This is a genomic window from Streptomyces sp. NPDC016845, from assembly GCF_044332585.1.
Classification (GTDB): Bacteria; Actinomycetota; Actinomycetes; order Streptomycetales; family Streptomycetaceae; genus Streptomyces.
In genome coordinates, this window is sequence record NZ_JBIRPI010000004.1 from 211,715 (window position 1) to 228,007 (window position 16,293).

The 16,293-nt window shown below is 70.0% G+C and carries 20 protein-coding genes; 10 read left to right on the forward strand and 10 right to left on the reverse strand.

The window, feature by feature from the left end:
* Positions 1 to 7 precede the first annotated feature (7 nt).
* Both ACH4RC_RS14025 and ACH4RC_RS14030 read right to left on the reverse strand, forming a co-directional pair.
* The gene (locus ACH4RC_RS14025) at positions 8 to 532 is read right to left on the reverse strand and encodes a phage tail protein (protein ID WP_394437031.1); all 525 of its coding nucleotides are present in this window, start codon (positions 530 to 532) and stop codon (positions 8 to 10) included.
* Positions 533 to 614: 82 nt separating this feature from the next.
* Complete coding sequence (locus ACH4RC_RS14030) at positions 615 to 2,471, reverse strand: phage tail sheath family protein (RefSeq protein WP_398199611.1); 1,857 nt, start codon at positions 2,469 to 2,471, stop codon at positions 615 to 617.
* An 832-nt stretch (positions 2,472 to 3,303) separates the two neighbouring features.
* On the opposite strand from ACH4RC_RS14030, the gene ACH4RC_RS14035 reads away from it, so the two are divergent.
* The 4 genes from ACH4RC_RS14035 (at position 3,304) to ACH4RC_RS14050 (ending at position 6,180) form a co-directional block, all read left to right on the forward strand.
* Entirely contained in the window at positions 3,304 to 3,507 is a 204-nt protein-coding gene (locus tag ACH4RC_RS14035) for a cold-shock protein (protein ID WP_398199614.1), read from the forward strand.
* 332 nt (positions 3,508 to 3,839) lie between these two features.
* The gene (locus ACH4RC_RS14040) at positions 3,840 to 5,354 is read left to right on the forward strand and encodes a DEAD/DEAH box helicase (protein ID WP_398199617.1); all 1,515 of its coding nucleotides are present in this window, start codon (positions 3,840 to 3,842) and stop codon (positions 5,352 to 5,354) included.
* A gap of 46 nt (positions 5,355 to 5,400) precedes the next feature.
* Positions 5,401 to 5,817: a hypothetical protein gene (locus tag ACH4RC_RS14045; protein WP_398199619.1), complete on the forward strand. Its 417-nt coding sequence runs from the start codon at positions 5,401 to 5,403 to the stop codon at positions 5,815 to 5,817.
* 51 nt (positions 5,818 to 5,868) lie between these two features.
* A complete protein-coding gene (locus ACH4RC_RS14050) occupies positions 5,869 to 6,180 on the forward strand; it encodes an SCO5918 family protein (RefSeq protein WP_398199622.1) in 312 nt (103 codons plus the stop codon).
* A 44-nt stretch (positions 6,181 to 6,224) separates the two neighbouring features.
* Here ACH4RC_RS14050 and ACH4RC_RS14055 read toward each other — a convergent pair whose 3' ends face one another.
* Positions 6,225 to 7,010 (reverse strand): alpha/beta fold hydrolase, encoded by a 786-nt coding sequence (locus ACH4RC_RS14055; protein WP_398199625.1) that lies wholly within the window; start codon positions 7,008 to 7,010, stop codon positions 6,225 to 6,227.
* A 54-nt stretch (positions 7,011 to 7,064) separates the two neighbouring features.
* Between ACH4RC_RS14055 and ACH4RC_RS14060 the strand changes: the two genes are divergently transcribed.
* Positions 7,065 to 7,478, forward strand: coding sequence for a MarR family winged helix-turn-helix transcriptional regulator (locus ACH4RC_RS14060; RefSeq protein WP_398199628.1), 414 nt, complete (start codon positions 7,065 to 7,067; stop codon positions 7,476 to 7,478).
* A 381-nt stretch (positions 7,479 to 7,859) separates the two neighbouring features.
* On the opposite strand, the gene ACH4RC_RS14065 is transcribed toward ACH4RC_RS14060, so the two are convergent.
* Entirely contained in the window at positions 7,860 to 8,399 is a 540-nt protein-coding gene (locus ACH4RC_RS14065) for a hypothetical protein (protein WP_398199632.1), read from the reverse strand.
* 200 nt (positions 8,400 to 8,599) lie between these two features.
* Here ACH4RC_RS14065 and ACH4RC_RS14070 point away from each other — a divergent pair, with 200 nt between their 5' ends.
* Positions 8,600 to 9,037 carry a hypothetical protein gene (locus ACH4RC_RS14070; protein ID WP_398199634.1) on the forward strand — a complete coding sequence of 146 codons (438 nt, stop codon included), beginning with the start codon at positions 8,600 to 8,602 and terminating at the stop codon, positions 9,035 to 9,037.
* Between the two features lie 216 nt (positions 9,038 to 9,253).
* Here ACH4RC_RS14070 and ACH4RC_RS14075 read toward each other — a convergent pair whose 3' ends face one another.
* The 3 genes from ACH4RC_RS14075 to ACH4RC_RS14085 are packed head-to-tail and all read right to left on the reverse strand — an operon-like array spanning position 9,254 to position 11,695.
* Positions 9,254 to 10,063 (reverse strand): siderophore-interacting protein, encoded by an 810-nt coding sequence (locus ACH4RC_RS14075; protein WP_398199637.1) that lies wholly within the window; start codon positions 10,061 to 10,063, stop codon positions 9,254 to 9,256.
* Between the two features lie 56 nt (positions 10,064 to 10,119).
* Positions 10,120 to 11,043, reverse strand: coding sequence for a PDR/VanB family oxidoreductase (locus ACH4RC_RS14080; RefSeq protein ID WP_398199640.1), 924 nt, complete (start codon positions 11,041 to 11,043; stop codon positions 10,120 to 10,122).
* Positions 11,044 to 11,065: 22 nt separating this feature from the next.
* Positions 11,066 to 11,695 (reverse strand): MSMEG_1061 family FMN-dependent PPOX-type flavoprotein, encoded by a 630-nt coding sequence (locus tag ACH4RC_RS14085; protein ID WP_398199642.1) that lies wholly within the window; start codon positions 11,693 to 11,695, stop codon positions 11,066 to 11,068.
* 126 nt (positions 11,696 to 11,821) lie between these two features.
* Between ACH4RC_RS14085 and ACH4RC_RS14090 the strand changes: the two genes are divergently transcribed.
* Entirely contained in the window at positions 11,822 to 12,445 is a 624-nt protein-coding gene (locus ACH4RC_RS14090; RefSeq protein ID WP_398199643.1) for a TetR/AcrR family transcriptional regulator, read from the forward strand.
* Here ACH4RC_RS14090 and ACH4RC_RS14095 read toward each other — a convergent pair.
* The 3 genes from ACH4RC_RS14095 to ACH4RC_RS14105 all read right to left on the reverse strand — a co-directional run bounded on the left by ACH4RC_RS14095 (position 12,424) and on the right by ACH4RC_RS14105 (position 13,903).
* A complete protein-coding gene (locus tag ACH4RC_RS14095) occupies positions 12,424 to 12,933 on the reverse strand; it encodes a hypothetical protein (RefSeq protein WP_398199645.1) in 510 nt (169 codons plus the stop codon). The two genes, ACH4RC_RS14090 and ACH4RC_RS14095, sit on opposite strands and share 22 nt — an antisense overlap.
* Positions 12,934 to 12,960: 27 nt before the next feature.
* Positions 12,961 to 13,122, reverse strand: a complete 162-nt coding sequence (locus ACH4RC_RS14100) for a hypothetical protein (RefSeq protein WP_398199647.1) — start codon at positions 13,120 to 13,122, stop codon at positions 12,961 to 12,963.
* Positions 13,123 to 13,354: 232 nt separating this feature from the next.
* Positions 13,355 to 13,903 carry an ATP-binding protein gene (locus tag ACH4RC_RS14105; protein ID WP_398199649.1) on the reverse strand — a complete coding sequence of 183 codons (549 nt, stop codon included), beginning with the start codon at positions 13,901 to 13,903 and terminating at the stop codon, positions 13,355 to 13,357.
* A gap of 316 nt (positions 13,904 to 14,219) precedes the next feature.
* Here ACH4RC_RS14105 and ACH4RC_RS14110 point away from each other — a divergent pair, with 316 nt between their 5' ends.
* From ACH4RC_RS14110 to ACH4RC_RS14120, 3 genes are all read left to right on the forward strand, one after another.
* Positions 14,220 to 15,086, forward strand: coding sequence for a helix-turn-helix domain-containing protein (locus ACH4RC_RS14110; RefSeq protein ID WP_398199652.1), 867 nt, complete (start codon positions 14,220 to 14,222; stop codon positions 15,084 to 15,086).
* 29 nt (positions 15,087 to 15,115) lie between these two features.
* Positions 15,116 to 15,334: a DUF397 domain-containing protein gene (locus tag ACH4RC_RS14115; protein ID WP_398200487.1), complete on the forward strand. Its 219-nt coding sequence runs from the start codon at positions 15,116 to 15,118 to the stop codon at positions 15,332 to 15,334.
* Positions 15,335 to 15,433: 99 nt separating this feature from the next.
* Positions 15,434 to 16,246: an SAM-dependent methyltransferase gene (locus ACH4RC_RS14120; RefSeq protein ID WP_398199653.1), complete on the forward strand. Its 813-nt coding sequence runs from the start codon at positions 15,434 to 15,436 to the stop codon at positions 16,244 to 16,246.
* Positions 16,247 to 16,293 lie beyond the last annotated feature (47 nt).

Consider the following 16,293-nt stretch of genomic DNA (forward strand, 5'->3'; position numbering starts at 1 on the left):
GTGTTCCTCACGCCGGCTGGGTGAAGACGGGCTCTTCCGGTTCCGGCACCTCGTAGTCCCGTTCCCAGCCCTCGCACTCCAGCTTCAGGCTCTGGATGGCGACCGCGTTGGCGTTGGCGTCCAGTTCGCCGAGGACCTGGTACTCGCTCGGCCAGGCCCGGTACAGCTTGTGCGCCACGGCGACCTGGCCGGCCTCGTTCAGGACCTGCACGACGATGTCCTTGCGGAAGTCGCGCAGGGAGACCTCGGCGCCGAGGCCCGCGCCGACCTGCCACACCTTGTTGGCCCAGCGGTCGAACTCGGGGTCGTGGGTGACCCCGCGCTCCAGTGTGACCGCCTCGAACTCGGTGCGGCCGGGCGACTTGCGCGGCGAGCTGGGGTCGCCGCCGTGCCGGTGCTTGACGACCTCGGTGGTGCGCTTGAGCGGGCTGATCTTGCTGACGCCCGCGACGACGCGCCCGTCCCACAGGACGAGGAACTTGAAGTTCTTGTACGGGTCGAACCGCTGCGCGTTGACCGTGAACTCGGCCATGGAGCTCCTATGCCTCTCGTTCCTGTGCGCCGGGGAACCGCTGGGGGTGCCGGGCTCGGTCTGCGTCTGTGCCGGGCTCGGTCTACGTCTGGATCTGTCCGGCCATCTGCTCGATCTTCACGATCACGAACTCCGCGGGCTTGAGCGGCGCGAAGCCGACCACGACGTTGACCACGCCCCGGTTGATGTCGTCCTGGGTGGTGGTGTCCTTGTCCGCCTTGACGAAGTACGCCTCCCGGGCGGAGATGCCCTGGAAGGCGCCCTGCCGGAACAGCGTGTGCAGGAACGCGCCGACGTTCAGCCGGATCTGCGCCCACAGCCGCTCGTCGTTGGGCTCGAAGACCACCCACTGGGTGCCCCGGTACAGGCTCTCCTCCAGCATCAGCGCGAGCCGGCGCACGGGGACGTACTTCCACTGCGATCCCAGGGCGTCGGCGCCGTCCAGGGTGCGGGCGCCCCAGACGACAGGACCCACCACGGGGAACGACCGCAGGCAGTTGACCGCCACGGGGTTGAGCAGGCCGTTCTCCCGGTCGGTCATCGGGACGGTGAGGGCACGCACCCCGTTCAGGAGCGCCTCGGTGCCGGCCGGTGCCTTCCACACGCCGCGCTCGCTGTCGGTGCGCGCCATGATCCCGGCGATCGCGCCGGAGGGCGGGAAGCCGCGCAGCCGTCCGGTGAGCGGGTCGACCGCTTCCAACTGGGGGAAGTACAGGGCCGCGTGGTCGCTGCGCACGACGTCGAAGGCGGCGCGGCCCGCGCGGGCGGAGTCGATGTCCGTCCAGGCGGCGGGGGCGTCGACGAGCAGGAACATCCGCTTCTCCCGGCACAGCGCCTCGGCGGCCGAGATCACGGCGAGCGTGTCGTCGAGGTTGTCGTGCGCGGCGAGTTCGGGCAGGGAGAGGAGGTTGACGTCCTGGACCGCGCGCAGCGCGTGGATGCCGGTCTTGCCCGCCTCGCTGCCGATGAGGTCGGAGGGGCCGGGGGCGCCACCGTCGACGCCGCCGGCCAGCAGGAAGACGGGCGGGTTCACCGACCCCTCGAGCCCGAGGTCGTTGGCGTTCTCCCCGGTGAAGCGGACGGTGTCGGCCGGGTCCTCGGAGCCCGCGACGACCTGCAGCCGCTGGTCGAAGGAGGTGACCCGAGTACCGGCGAAGACCCGCCTGCCCGGCAGGTCGGGCAGGGACCTCAGCTTGCGTTCCAGGAGCAGCGCGAGCGCGGTCATGGTGGCCGGCGGGGTCGCCCCGTCCTTTTCCGCGTCGTAGATCTTGAATGTGTGCGCTTTTTCGCCGATCTTCACATCGACGGAGGTGGAAAGGGCTTCCGCGGTCGGCACACTGTCGAACTTCTTGGAGACCGTACCCACCGGATCGGGTCGCCCGTCACCGTTCAGTACTTTTACCCGGATCACCGCGGACCCGGAATTGACCTTGGAATCCGCGGAGTCGGGCCGACCCTGACCTGTACCGATTCCGTTGAATGTCTCGCGGACACCCCCGGTCGCGTCGAATACTTGCAGGTTGTACGTATCTCCCGGCGCGGGTGTGTCGTGGTCGACCGAGACACGCAGCCCGGAGGCCCAGGCGCCGGGCTCCTTCGCGGTGATCTCCAGTACGTCGCCCGCCGGAGTGATCTCGGCGGAGGACAGTGTCGCCGCGGCCGCCTTTCCGCTGCCCGAGTCGACCCGTACGACGACGGCTACGGAGCCCCCGTTGAGGAAGAACTGCTGCACAGCGTGGCCGACCGCGCTGTCGGGGTCGAGCCCGCCGAAGCGGCGCTCGTAGTCGGCGAAGCTCGTGATCGTGACGGCGCTGTTCAGCGGGCCGCGCCGGGTCCGGCCGACGAAGGCGCACACCGACGTCGTGACGGCGGTGATGGTACGGACACTGCTGGGAAGCTCTTCGACGTACACGCCCGGATAAGTCGGAAGCGTCGGCATTCCCCCTCCATTCCCGATCAACGGCAGGAGACATGCCATGGCCGCACGGCATCATGCGCCTGCGGCTTCTTGATCTCCTGGAACATCAGGCACACAAAGCCACGGACATATTCTCCGGAATGAGTGAATCATGCTCCCACGAAACCCAACATGGCTGAATTGAGCCGCGGCCACCTGCGCCTCATTGGACACTTGACTCAAACTACGAGCATCGCCATCGACAGCAGAATCGATTCTTCATTGCGGAACGCGATCAATCGACTTACCGCCAGGCACCATCGGGATGATCTGCCAAGGGCGGCTTACCGATCTTCGATACATCGTCTTGATCATGCTGGGCACTGAACTGCGCTCGTCGAGTCGAGACGGCTGGAGCCGTATCGCCGACGACACCGCTCCAGCACCAGCCCTCTGGGTGTCGACCGTCGGCGAGGCAACTCCCGCAGCCTCGCGTCCGCCCGGAGGACACCACAGACTTCCACCACCGTGCGCGCCTGTCCGGTCAACAGCCCGGCCGCCGCGTCGATCTGGACGCGGCGGGCCCTTTTGGGACCACATCTGTGGCCGCGGGACGAGGGTTGGAACTGTCGCGCGGATAGCATCCTTAATGCGGCGAAGAGATTTCGCTTTATTGGCCGTACACGGGCCGCTACCGCATGCTACTGTCGATCTCAGTTGCAGTTGTGGTTCCCAAGAACTTGCATGCTTGCGTCGTTATTCAGCCGCAGGAAGCGTTTTTGTGTGTCCGGTTGTTCTCCGGTGGGGCATCATCGCGGCGACCCGGTGTCCGTGGATCGCGGATCCGGTGTACTGCCTCACTTGGAGATATGACATGGCGTCTGGCACCGTGAAGTGGTTCAACGCGGCCAAGGGTTTCGGCTTCATCGAGCCGGACGGCGGCGGTGCCGATGTGTACGCCCACTTCTCGAACATCGCCGGCCAGGGCTTCCGCCAGCTGCTCGAGGGCCAGCAGGTCACCTTCGACATCGCAGCGGGCCAGAAAGGCCCGACGGCCGAGAACATCGTTCCCGTCTGACACTGACTCATACTTCGTAGCTGGGGCCCGCATCCCTCGGGGTGCGTTCCCCAGCTACGGACGTTCCCCAGCTACGGACGTTCCCCAGCGCGGCCATCCGTGGGGCAAGAACCCTCCTGCCCCCGGGACACGCGCCGTTTTCAGGCCGCCCCCATCGACGTCCAAGAATCCACGCCCATATGGCGCCGCTCGTCAAATCGCCGGTGCCCGCACCGGAATTGTCGCGGGCGGCTCCCCTTTCGTTTTCCGTCCCGGCCCGTTCTCGTGATTCTCCGCGCTGCTCTGTCGCTGCGGTATTCCTTGATACGTGCCGTATCAAGGAAGGTTCTCAAATGAACCCCGCCCGCACGAACGACCGCACCTCCCGGACCCGCCGCACCGGCGGCCCTGCCGTCGATTCCGGCGCCGGTTCGAGCCGGGGCGCCCGCTTCGGCTCGCCCGCCCCGAGCCGGTCAGCGCGCCCGAACCGCCCGGGCGGCCACGGCCGGCGGTCCGCCGCGGCGCCGGGCGAGTTCGCCCTGCCCACGACGATCACTCCCGCGCTGCCGGCGGTCGAGGCGTTCGCCGACCTCGACATGCCCGCCCCGCTGCTGGCCGAGCTCGCCAGGCAGGGCATGAGCGTGGCCTTCCCGATCCAGGGCGCCACGCTGCCGAACTCGCTGGCGGGCCGTGATGTCCTGGGCCGCGGGCGCACCGGATCCGGTAAGACGCTCGCCTTCGGCCTGGCCCTGCTGGCCCGCACCACCGGCCGGCGCGCCGAGCCCCGCCAGCCGCTGGGCCTGGTCCTGGTCCCGACGCGTGAACTGGCTCAGCAAGTGACCGCCGCACTCACTCCCTACGCCCGCTCGGTGAAGCTGCGCCTGGCCACCGTCGTAGGCGGAATGCCGATCGGCAGGCAGGCATCAGCGTTGCGGGGCGGCGCCGAAGTCGTCGTCGCCACGCCGGGCCGGCTCAAGGACCTCGTCGACCGTGGTGAGTGCCGACTGGACCAGGTGGCGATCACCGTCCTGGACGAAGCCGACCAGATGACTGACATGGGCTTCATGCCCCAGGTCACGGCGCTCCTGGACCAGGTGCGCCCCCAGGGCCAGCGGATGCTGTTCTCCGCCACCCTGGACCGCAACGTCGACCGCCTGGTCCGCCGCTACCTCACCGACCCCGTCGTCCACTCCGTCGACCCGTCGAGGGGCGCCGTCACCACGATGGAGCACCACGTGCTCCACGTACAGGCAGCGGACAAGCACCGCACGACCACCCGGATCGCCGCCCGCGACGGCCGCGTGATCATGTTCCTGGACACCAAGCACGGCGCTGACCGGCTCACCCAGGAGCTGCTGAACAGCGGAGTGCGGGCCGCCGCCCTGCACGGCGGCAAGTCGCAGCCCCAGCGCACCCGGACGCTGGCCCAGTTCAAGACCGGACACGTCACCGTGCTCGTCGCCACGAACGTCGCCGCCCGCGGTATCCACGTCGACGACCTCGACCTCGTCGTCAATGTCGACCCGCCCAGCGACCACAAGGACTACCTCCACCGCGGCGGCCGCACCGCGCGGGCCGGCGAGTCGGGCAGCGTCGTCACCCTGGTGACCCCCGGCCAGCGCCGTGACATGGCCCGCCTCATGACGGCCGCCTGCATCGTGCCCCAGATCACCCAGGTCCGCGCGGGCGAAGAGGCCCTGCGCCGGATCACCGGCGCCCAGGAACCCTCCGGCATCCCCGTCACGATCACCGCCCCGGCGGCCGAGCGGCGCAAGCGCGGCGCATCCTCACGCGGCCGACGCGGCACCGCCTCGGCTGCCCGACGCGGCACCGTACGGCAGGCCTCCTTCGACGCGGCGGCGGCCTAGAAACCTCATGATCAGGAAACTGGCCCACCACTGCAGGAGGCACCTTTTGACGCTCATCCAGGTACAGCCCCGCTCGGCACACGTCACCCCAGGCCACCAGACCGCGCCGGACGTCATGGATCCAGGCACACTGCAGGTCTGCGACGACATGACCATCGAAGTCGCCCTCTCCGTCATGACCGGGGCCCGCACCGGGCACCTGCTCATCTGCGACGACGACGGCCTGTGCACCCGACTGGTCACCCGGGCCCAGCTCACCGCGGTCCGTGACAGCCCCGCCTACACGGACCGGATCCAGCTGCGCGACGTTCTCAGCGACGTTCTCAGCGACATGGGGCCGTACACCTCCCCCGAGACGACGAGTGCCGAAGCCGAGCACGCACTGCTCGGCCGCCGGCCCACCGCTCGGCCGGTCACCGAAGACCAGGACAGCGCTCGGGGCATCCTCGCCCTCGCCCACTGAACCGCCTCACCGCGGAAGCACCGTCCCCCCTTCTTCCCCCTGTGAGGCATCATGCGCTGTGTCATCGCCCGTTTCCCCTTCGACCTCACCAAGAACGGCGTCCTGCACGCCATGAAGGGCATCACGCCCGAACCGGTCATCGGCGAGTCCGTGATCATCGGCCGCCGCACCTACCCGGTCAAGCAGGTCGGACAGGTCATCACGCGTCAGGACCGCCGCGATTTCAGCGCCGGTGAAGTCCTCCGGGCCATGGCCCGGCTCGGCTTCACCTGCCCCGACCGCCACCGGACCACCGCGCCCAAGCACGTCGCCGACCCCTACCAGCAGGCTTCCGCAATGCTCGGCGCCCCCGCCGCCCTCTGACCGACAAGAGGGGCCGGCCAGGCGGTGTGCAATGTGCTACCCGGTCAGACGCTGGTCAGGAAGGGGTCGATCGCCGCCCAGGTCGCCTCCGGGGCTTCGAGGTGTGGGAGGTGCCCGGCCTCCGGGATCTCGGCGAACTGCGCGCCGGGCACGGCCCGGGCGATGGCCCGCCCGTACGCCGGTGTGACGATCCGGTCGCTCTCGCCCCACACCACGAGCGTGGGAACGTTCACCGCGCCGAGCCGGCCGAGCAGCGTCGGGTCACTCATGCTCGTACCGGCGACAGCGGCCATCGTGCGCCCGTTCGCCTGCTGGATCGCGCGCTGTTCCTCGGTGAGGCCGGCCGGGTCGGCGTATCCGCGCTCCGGGTCGTGCCAGGCGGCCTCGGCCAGAGCGCGGGCGTCGAGGGCGAAGAAGTCCGCCACGGGCTCGCCCTCGACCACCGCACCGACGCCGTCGATGTCGATCACGGCCCCGATCAGTCCTGCGTACCGCTCGTCGTGGGCGGCCTGCACGGCCATTTCGAGGGCGATCCAGCCGCCGATCGAGGATCCGATCAGCACGACGTCACGTTCTTCGTGCTCGCGCAGGCGCGTGAGGTAGGCGCCCGCGAGCCGCTCGACCGAGGTGATGGAGTCGGGCCGCGCGGTGCCGTCCCAGCCGGGATGCGTCGGCGCGAGCGCGTGCAGGGTGGCCGCGAGGTGTCCCACGAGAGGGGCGACGGTGCGGGGGCCGCCGCCCCCGTGCAGCACGAGCGCAGTACGTGCCTCGGTGGTGCCGGCCCGCAGGACGGGAAGGTCCTCGGGAAGGGCGGAAGGGGAGATGGGCATGGCGCTCCTCCATGAATCAACATGTTTATATACGAGTGTTGATACGGTAGCACCATGGCGACCGACCTAGAAGCTCTCGGGCATGCGATCAAGCGTGCGCAGTACCGCAACCACCGCACGATGGACGCCGCACTGCGCGAGACCGGCGTCAGCCTCGTGCAGTGGGACGCCCTGCGCGCCATCGGGCGCATGCCGGGGGCCTCCGGGCACGACCTCGCAGTCGCGACGTTCCAGAGCGACCAGGCGTTCGGCACTCTCGCGAGCCGACTCGAAGACCGTGGGCTCATCGCGCGGTCCGCGGGTCGCGGGCGACGCGTCGAGCACACCCTCACCGAGGCGGGCCGTGCCGCACTCGCGGAGGGGCGCCAGTTGTCGACCGGCGTACTGGAAGATCTCTTCGCCCCCCTCGACGAGGCACAACGCGGCGAGTTGCTTCGCCTGCTGCGGAACCTCACCGAAGGCACGTGATCGGACCATGTACGACGCGAGTCGTCCCGTCCCCGGGCGCTGCCCCCGAGGCACGGGAAGACGCGTAGTGGTGAGAGACGGCGCCCGCACGACGCACCGTCCGGACGCCCACACGACGCACCGTCCGGACGCCGGCCCGAGCGGACACGGAAGGCCCGACCATCCGGCGCGAGCGGCGACCCGACGACGCAGGCGGCTCTCCGACACGCCCGCGGCAGCGGCAGCGGCAGCGGCAGCAGCAGCAGCAGCGGCAGCAGCAGCAGCAGCAGCAGCGAACAAGCCTGGCGTGTCATGACGTGCTCGGCCAGAGCGCTGCGACCCGGGCAGCAATCGACGCTCCCCGCCGTCGTTCCCATGGCCGGACAGTGCGGCCCCGCGAGCTCACCCGCAACGACGAAGTACCGACGCCGTATCCGGCCGCGCAGCCCGGCCCACCGCTGCTGCCTCGACGTGCCGTTTGCCGCGAACCCTTGCTGATGACGCGCGCGGATGCGTCAAGGCGCTTGAGAGATACCCCGGCTCAGGCGGAGGCGCGGGCGATGGTGCCCACGTGAGCGTGGCCAGCATTTCGTGCAGGGCGGTCACGAAGTCCAGCTTGAACGCGGCGAGTGAGGGATCGGCTTCGTAGGCGGCGAGCATCGCCTGGGAGGGCCGTGCGTGGGTCCATACGGCACCGATGGCCATGATCATGGCTGCGGTCAACTGCGGTGCGCTGTCGCCCAGTTCGGGAAGGTGCTGGTGGGACATGGCCGCGATGTCGGCGACGTTGATCACGGCCGCGCGCTTGTAGCGGGCGGCCACCTGCGGGGAGACGTTGTGTTCCAGTACGCCCGCCTGCGCGCTCAGCAGGTCACACAGGACCCGGCGGTGAGCGAGGGAGCCCGCGACGACGGCGGCGAACTGCTCCGCACGCTGGCCCACCGGGGCGCCCTGGTCGATGCCGGCGTGCACAAGGGCGGGCAAGTCGGCCACCCACTGCCGCCAGGCTCGGCACCAACCACCTCGGCCACTTCGCCTTCGACGCCCAGGTCTGGCCCGCCGTGCGCCGCTCGCCCGCACCGCGCGTGGTCACCGTCAGCGCCATCGCGGCGCGGTGGCCGACGGGCAGACTCGATGACCTGATGAGCGAGACGAGCTACCGCGCCATGGGCGCCTACGCCAAGTCCAAGCGCGCCAACATCGTCTACACCCTCGAACTCGCGCGCCGCACCGCAGGCAGCCCCGTCAAGGCGCTCGTCGTCCACCCCGGGTCGGCGATGACCGGCCTTCAACGGCACGGCACCGGCGCTCTGAGCCGCGTCGTCACCCCGATCGCCGCACGCCTGCTCATGGGCTCGGCCGAGGGTGCCGCCTGGCCCTCGCTGTACGCGGCGACGATCCCGGACGTCCGGTCGGGCCTGTTCATCGGCCCCGCCGGACGGGACCAGACCTCCGGCACCCCCAAACCCGCCAAGCTCCCCACCGGCGCCGACGACCCCGCGCAGGGCAGGCGGCTGTGGGCGGCGAGCGAGCAACTCACAGGCGTCCCCTTCGACCTCGAAGCCAGGTCCGCCACCTAGGATCCGCCGGACTGAGGGCAGTGAAGAGAGCGCCCGTCAGCCACCGGCGGGCACTGGTCGCCGGAGCAAGGGCCAGGCTGGCCGGAGCCCTTGACTTCGTCCCGGGGACCCGGATGGGAACGGGTCCGTGCGCTGTTCGCGGGCTGGGCGGCCCTGCACGGACCGGAACCCGGCGGCTCTCGAACAGCGCAGCAGCCCATCTTGTACCCCGGCGGCTCAGCCGAGACTGGAGCGGCCATGCCGCCAGTAGCCGTGGAAGGCGATGTCCGACTTCGGCACGGCACGGTCCCGGACGAGATGGCGGCGGACCCCGGTGGCCAGCCGGGCCTCCCCCGCGACCCAGACGTACCCACGGCCCGGCGGCAGTTCCGTGCACGCGACCGCCTCCTGTACGAGGGTCCCGGACGCGGCACCGCCCCGGGCCAGCCAGTGCACGGTGATCCCGTCCGGCACCGTGAGGCCGGTCCGGAAGTCGGCGGTCTCCGGTACCTCCAGGAACACCTCCCCGGTGAGGGTGGCAGGGGCGTGGTCCAGGATGGCCAGGACCGCCGGCAGGGCGCTCTCGTCACCGGCGAGGATCTGCCAGTCGACGTCCTCGGGCGGCAGATAGGTGATACCCATGTCGAAGATCCCGGCCGGGTCGCCCGGCCGCGCGTCACGCGCCCAGGCGGACGCCGGACTGTCCCCGTGCAGGGCGAACTCGACATCCACCTCGTTGAGTTCGGGCCGGATGCGGCGGACGGTGTAGTTACGCACTCTGGGCCTGGTGGCCTTGGGCATGAGCAACAACTCGGCCATCCACGCTTCGCTGTCGCGGCGCGGCATCCGCAGCTTTGTCTGCCCTTCGCGGGGAAAGAAGAACCGGATGGTGTGGTCGAAGCCCATGGGTTCCAGATGGGCCGCTTCCGGGCCGCCGAGGGTGACGTTCAGGAAGGTGGGGCTGATCCGCTCGGTCCGCCGCACCTCCAGCGTGATCATCCGCCGGGACCCGGGCATGCGTACCTTCGGCAGCACGCTCATCGTCATCGTCTCGCTCTCGTTCGGTCTCTCGATCGGTCGTTCGGTCGATGGATCGGCTACGGCTACAGGTCCACGACGAGCCGTGCGGACCGGGCGCGGGACACGCACGGGTACATGCGGCCGTCGCTTGCGCCGATGCCGTCGCGGTGGTCGGGTTCGCCGTCGAGGACGGTGAGTTCGCAGCTGCCGCAGACGCCCTCGCGGCAGCCGGCGTTCATCGGCCGTCCCGCGTGCTCCAGGGCGTCGAGCATGGTCTGCCCGGCCGGCACCTCGACCGTGGCGCCCGACCGGGCGCACACCACCTCGAAGGCGGTGTCGGGGCCGAACTCCCGCTCGGGTGGCCGGAACCGCTCCACGTGCAGTTGCCCGGCCCGGAACGTCTCCTCGGCCGCGGCGAGCAGCGGCGCGGGACCGCAGAGGTAGACGAGGGTGTCCTCGGCGAGCGTGGCGGCCAGCGCCTTCAGGTCGGGCCTGCCCTGTTCCCGGGTGGCGACGATCCTGACCCGGTCGCCGTACTCGGCGTGCAGGGTGTCCGTGAAGGGCATGCCGGCGGCGAACGCCCCGATGTAGAGCAGCTCGGCGGGGATGCCCGCAGCGGTGACCGCGCGCAGCATCGGCAGGACGGGGGTGATGCCGATGCCGCCGGCCAGGAAGAGGTAGCGCGGCGCGGGCAGCAGAGGGAAGTGGTTGCGCGGTGCGGACACCTCCAGCGGACGGCCCGTGCGCAGGAACTGGTGGATGTACTCCGATCCGCCGCGGCTGAGCCGGTCGTGGCGCACGGCGACGCGGTAGGCGTCCGGGTCCGCGGGGTCTCCGCACAGCGAGTACTGCCGGGTCAGCCAGTTGGGCAGGCGGACGTCGATGTGGGCACCAGGCTCCCAAGGTACGAGGGCTCCGGGGGCGCCGCGCAGGGTGAGGGAGACGACAGCCTCGGCGACGGGTTCGATGCGGTCGACCACGACGGTCTGCCAGGTCGTTGCTGCCATGGGTGGTGCCCTTCGTGCCAGCTCAGTAGAGCGTGCGGTAGCTGTCTTCGAGCTGCTCGTCCACGAGCGCGGGATCGATGTCGATGCCGAACTGCCCGGCGGCGACCTCACCGGCCGACGGCAGTTCGTCGGCGAGTGCCTGGGAGGCGGGGTCCCAGAGCCGGGACCGGATGAGCGCGCGACCGCAGTGGAAGTAGACCTCCTCGACCTCCACGACCACGGCCATCTCCGGGCGCCGCCCCTCGACCTCCATCCGGGCCAGCACGTCGGGTTCGTCGGTGAGGTGGCCGCGGCCGTTGACGCGGAGGGTCTCCCGCATCCCGGGGACGAGGAAGAGCAGCCCGATGCCGTCGTTCTCGGCGAGGTTGGTGTAGGAGTCCGCGATCCGGTTGCCGGGGCGGTCCGGGAGGGCGAGGGTCCGGTCGTCCAGGACCTTCACGAAGCCGGGGTAGTCGCCCCGCGGCGAAGAGTCAGCGCGGCCCTGGGCGTCCGCGGTGGCCATCGTCAGGAACGGCGAGTGGGCGATGAAGCGGCGGAAGAACGGGTCGAGGCGGTCGGCCTTCTTCGCCGCGACCATGGCGTCCGGCTCACCGAGCCGGGACCGGACGTCGGCCGCGGTGATGCGCCGCGGCCGGATGGCGGCATGGCTCATGAAAGGGCCTCCTTCCGGAGGCTCCGGTAGCCGCACTTGGCGGTTTCGTCGCAGGTCATGGCAGTATTGTGAGCAATTATTCAGGTGATTCGCTACTCGCTTTCGCGGCGCTGACCAGGAGGTGCCATGACCCCCGACCGGTTCGGGATCGCCCCACGTAAACAGCCTCGTCAGCTCCGGGCCGAACTCACTCGGCAGCGCATCCTCGACGCGGCTGCTCACGTTTTCGGGGAGTACGGCTATGCCGCGGGGACGACCAACCGGATCGCCGAGCGGGCGCGGGTCTCGATCGGTTCGCTGTATCAGTACTACCCGAACAAGGATGCGATCCTGGCGGAGCTGCTGACGCTCCACCTTGACCGGGGCCAGAGCATCGCCGACGAGTTCCAGGCCGTGGGACTCCCCGATTCGCTGGAGGACATCCTCCGCAAGTTCGTCCGTGCCTCGGCCGAGAACCATCGGGACGACCCACAGCTGCTGCGGGTGATGGTGGAGCAGGGGCCGCGCTCCGCCGAACTGCTGGAGCGGGTGACGACCACCCAGAGGGAACGGTTCGTGTACGTCGAGGAGTTGCTGGGGCGCCACCCCGAGGTCGGGGTGGCCGACATCCCGGTCGCCGCGCGGCTTGTGGTGAGCACCGTCGAGCTGCTGATCCACGCGATGACGGCGGCCCCTGACCCCATCGACATCGAGCGCCTGGAGAAAGAGATCGTCGCGATGCTGTACCGCTATCTGACCGGGGGGCCGTGACGGTCACGACGGCGGTGCGGCCGGCTCGGCGGTGCGGCGCAGGAAGCGGATGACCGGCCCCGGCCGTCACCGTCAGCGGCCTCGGCACGGACCCACATCGCCACGAGGTTGCGGCCGTGCAGGGCGATCACGGTGGTGACCGGCAGGCAGTCGCTCGGTTCCAGCAGGCCGAACTGGTTCTGGACGTCCAGGTGCTTGGTCGGCTCGTCCAGCGGCAGTTCGCGCGGTTCCAGTACGAGGGCGCGAGCGATCTGGGGCGCACTGGCGCTCGCCGCCGCAGAGCCGGCCCTTGGTGAGGCGTCGGCGACCATCCCCTGCGGTGGGTCGGAGAACGAGGCGACGGCCGGGTCCGGATCGTCGGTGCGCGTACAGCTGGTGCCGACTTGGTCCGCCCAACTGGACGCGGGCGGGCTGCCGTCCTCGTACCGCGACACCCTGGCGATGCGGAGCGACGCGGTGCACTCGTCGAGGGGGGATGAACACGGCATGGCACAGACGAGGATGCCGTACGGCGGCTACTGCTGTTCGTCGCCGCGGGCCGCCCGGTGGGCGCGGTGCAGCGTCTGTCCCACGCCGCAGCGGCCGGTGATCGTGTCGCACTCCGTGCACGTCATCAAGTGATCCAGGTAGGTGCGGTACTCATCCTGCCCGCGCTGGGGAAGCGCCTCGATCCCCATGGCCGATCCCTGCAAGCGGCCTGGCGCACCGGGGTACCTCATGCGCTGCCACCCACCTTGCGCCTGGCCAGAAGGGGCGAGCAGTGAGTGCCGAGAACCACTCCGGCAGCTGCCGCTCCAGACTCCAGTGCGCAGGCGTCGCGTCCTGTCCACGCGCGCTGTATGACCGCGCCTGGCGGTCGGCCCGTCCGCAGATCTGGCGTGGCGGGGCGGGTGGGTTCGCCGTGGGGGCTCATGGTTGCCTTCTTTGAGTGGGACGAGGAAGGAGGAGCACCCCTTGCTGGGGCGCTGTCGAGTTGGGCGCCGCGTACGGGGCTGGTCGCCTGTGGTTCGGGGTGGGCGTCAATTCGGCCCAGACGACGTTCCCTTCGGCGCGGGTGGAGCGTGCGGTGCCCCAACGCTCGGCGAGTTCTCGGACGAGGATCAGCCCTCGGCCACCCTCTTGGTCGGGATCGGGCTGTGGTGCGGGGGGCCGGAGGGGGGCACGGCCGCCGTCGTGGACTTCGATGCGCAGGCACTGCCCGTCGACGGTCAGCGTGAGGTAGCACAGGAGGCGTTCGCTGTCGGTGTGCAGTACCGCGTTCGTGGCCAGCTCGGAGACCAGCAGGATGGCGTCGTCGCTGGTGTCTTCGGGCATCTGCCATACGCCGAGACGGTCGCGGACGGTGGTGCGGGCGGCTCTTGCGCTGGCGGGCGTCGCGGGCAGTGCGAACCAGTATTCGCGGCACGGCGCAGGCGTGGCCAGGGTTTCCGTGGAGGCCGGGGGCTGGGGCCAGGTCACAGGAGTCGCCTTCCAGGGCCTGTCGTGGGGCAGGCGCGGTGTGTGGGTGCGAAGGGCACCTCGAGCTGGGCGTTGTGCGTGCCCGGCCGGCCGCGCTGGTGAGGGGTCCGGTGAGGGCGTTGGCAGCCGGCCTCCGGCCGGGTGGCCGGAGGCTGTGTCAGGGCGGTGGGCATGGCCGCGCACATGCCGACTATGCGCGTGATCACCTCACCCTGCAACCGGCTTCCTGATAATTTCAGCGGACGGGTATCACCCTGGCGTCTACAACAAGTCGCGGTCACACTAGTGGCGTTGACAAGTCCTCAGGAGGTGGCACGTGAGCGAAGCCCGATCCGGTACGAGCGCGCCGACCGTCCTGCGCATGATCCTGGGCCGCCGGCTGCAGGAGAGGCGGCTGGCGGCCGGCGCCTCGCTCGAGGACGCGGCCAAGGCCCTGCGGGTGAAGTCCCTGACGATCCGCCGTCTGGAGAAGGCCGAGGTCGCCCTCAAGCCGCTGTATGTGGAGAAGCTCCTTGAGACCTACGGCGCGCCGCACCGCGAGATCGAGGAGTTCGTCGAGCTGGCCGAGCAGGCGAACAAGCCGGGCTGGTGGCACTCCTACCGCGACGCGGTTCCCGGCTGGTTCACCGCCTATGTCAGCCTGGAGACCGGTGCACAGACCCTGCGCACCTACGAGCCGCAGTACGTGAGCGGTCTTCTGCAGACCCCCGCCTATGCCCGCGCCGTACTGCGCGGCGGGCTGCCCAACGGCAGCGATGCGGAGATCGAGCGCCGTGTGCAGCTGCGGCTGCGCCGCCAGCATCTGCTGGAGGGAAAGGACGCACCCACGCTGTGGGTGGTCATGGAGGAAGCCGTCCTGCACCGGGAAGTGGGCGACCCCGAGGTGATGCGCGACCAGATCGACCGGCTGCTTGAGGTTTCCGCACTCGACCACGTCAGCGTCGACATCGTGCCGTTCGCAGCGGGCGCGCACGTCGGAGCGTGCGCCCCGTTCACCTACTTCCGCTTCGCCGAACCCGAACTGCCCGACATCGTCTACAGCGAACTGCTGTCCGCCGCCGTCTACCTGGACCAGCGCCCGGACGTCGTCGCCCACCTCGAGGCGCACTCCCGGCTGGCACTGCTCACCTCCTCCCGGGAAAGCGGGAAACTGCTGCAACGCATGCGCAAGGAGTACACGTGATCCACACCGACGAGGACATCTACAACGGAATGCCCGCCCTCCAGCTCGGTGAGCAGGGCTGGGTGCGGCCCTGGAGCGGGCCCAACGGCGGCCAGTGCGTCGAGACGAAGAGACTCGCCGACGGGCGGGTGGCCCTGCGGCAGTCGACCGACCCGGCCGGACCGGCGCTGATCTGCGCCTCCGAAGAGATCGCCGCGTTCGTGCGCGGCGTCAAGGCAGGCCTGGCCGATCACCTGGCCACCGGGTGAACCCAGCGGCCCGAAGGTGACGAGGACCGTCGGCGGCGCCGACACCGGTCCTGCTCCCCAGACCTGCGAAACGACCACCCCGCACGCGAAAGGCCGCACATGACCAGGCAGCACGGCCGGGATCTCGACACCAGCAGAGCACACTCAGCACGGATGTACGACTACTTCCTGGGCGGCAAGGACCACTTCGACGTCGACCGGGAAGCCGCCCTGCTCGCCGCCGAGGCCCATCCCGGGCTGCCGGTGACGGCCCGCGAGAACCGGGCTTTCATGCACCGGGCCACCCGCGTGCTGGCCCAGGAACACGGCATCCGCCAGTGGCTCGACATCGGCACCGGCATCCCCACCGAGCCCAACCTGCACCAGATCGCCCAGTCCGTCGCCGCCGACACCCGCGTCGTGTACGCCGACAACGACCCTCTCGTCCTCAAATACGCCGAACGACTCATGCGCAGCACGGCCCAGGGACAGACCGCCTACGTCGAAGCCGACGTCACCGACCCCGACACCCTCATCGACGCCGTGAAGGACGCCGAGGTCCTGGACTTCGACCGGCCCGTCGCGCTCTCCCTCAACGCACTCATGCACTTCGTGACCGCCCCGCACGACCCCTACGCCATCGTGCGCCGCCTCCTCGACGCCCTGCCGCCCGGCAGCGCCCTGGCGATGAACCACTGCACCCCCGACTTCGACCCCGAGAGGTGGAACAACGTAGCCAAGGCCTACACCGAGGCCGGAACACCGGTGCAGTTCCGCTCCCACAGCGATGTGGCTCGCTTCTTCGACGGCCTGGACCTGATCGCCCCCGGCATCTGCTGCTGTCACCGCTGGCGCCCCACCACACCCCCCGACGGCACCGAACCCGAGGACGCCGACATCAGCCTGCTGGCCGGCATCGGCATCAAACCCTGACCGGCACCCGGCCGCGGCCCGCCGCACAGCCCACCGACCACACCGAT

Coding starts and splice junctions, on each gene's coding strand:
- ACH4RC_RS14100 (WP_398199647.1), bottom strand. CDS start 13,122: ATGGGGATCGAGGCGCTTCCCCAGCGCGGGCAGGATGAGTACCGCACC.
- ACH4RC_RS14090 (WP_398199643.1), top strand. CDS start 11,822: ATGACCCCCGACCGGTTCGGGATCGCCCCACGTAAACAGCCTCGTCAG.
- ACH4RC_RS14070 (WP_398199634.1), top strand. CDS start 8,600: ATGAGCGAGACGAGCTACCGCGCCATGGGCGCCTACGCCAAGTCCAAG.
- ACH4RC_RS14040 (WP_398199617.1), top strand. CDS start 3,840: ATGAACCCCGCCCGCACGAACGACCGCACCTCCCGGACCCGCCGCACC.
- ACH4RC_RS14095 (WP_398199645.1), bottom strand. CDS start 12,933: ATGCCGTGTTCATCCCCCCTCGACGAGTGCACCGCGTCGCTCCGCATC.
- ACH4RC_RS14080 (WP_398199640.1), bottom strand. CDS start 11,043: ATGGCAGCAACGACCTGGCAGACCGTCGTGGTCGACCGCATCGAACCC.
- ACH4RC_RS14035 (WP_398199614.1), top strand. CDS start 3,304: ATGGCGTCTGGCACCGTGAAGTGGTTCAACGCGGCCAAGGGTTTCGGC.
- ACH4RC_RS14115 (WP_398200487.1), top strand. CDS start 15,116: ATGCCCGCCCTCCAGCTCGGTGAGCAGGGCTGGGTGCGGCCCTGGAGC.
- ACH4RC_RS14055 (WP_398199625.1), bottom strand. CDS start 7,010: ATGCCCATCTCCCCTTCCGCCCTTCCCGAGGACCTTCCCGTCCTGCGG.
- ACH4RC_RS14050 (WP_398199622.1), top strand. CDS start 5,869: ATGCGCTGTGTCATCGCCCGTTTCCCCTTCGACCTCACCAAGAACGGC.
- ACH4RC_RS14030 (WP_398199611.1), bottom strand. CDS start 2,471: ATGCCGACGCTTCCGACTTATCCGGGCGTGTACGTCGAAGAGCTTCCC.
- ACH4RC_RS14085 (WP_398199642.1), bottom strand. CDS start 11,695: ATGAGCCATGCCGCCATCCGGCCGCGGCGCATCACCGCGGCCGACGTC.
- ACH4RC_RS14075 (WP_398199637.1), bottom strand. CDS start 10,063: ATGACGATGAGCGTGCTGCCGAAGGTACGCATGCCCGGGTCCCGGCGG.
- ACH4RC_RS14120 (WP_398199653.1), top strand. CDS start 15,434: ATGACCAGGCAGCACGGCCGGGATCTCGACACCAGCAGAGCACACTCA.
- ACH4RC_RS14060 (WP_398199628.1), top strand. CDS start 7,065: ATGGCGACCGACCTAGAAGCTCTCGGGCATGCGATCAAGCGTGCGCAG.
- ACH4RC_RS14025 (WP_394437031.1), bottom strand. CDS start 532: ATGGCCGAGTTCACGGTCAACGCGCAGCGGTTCGACCCGTACAAGAAC.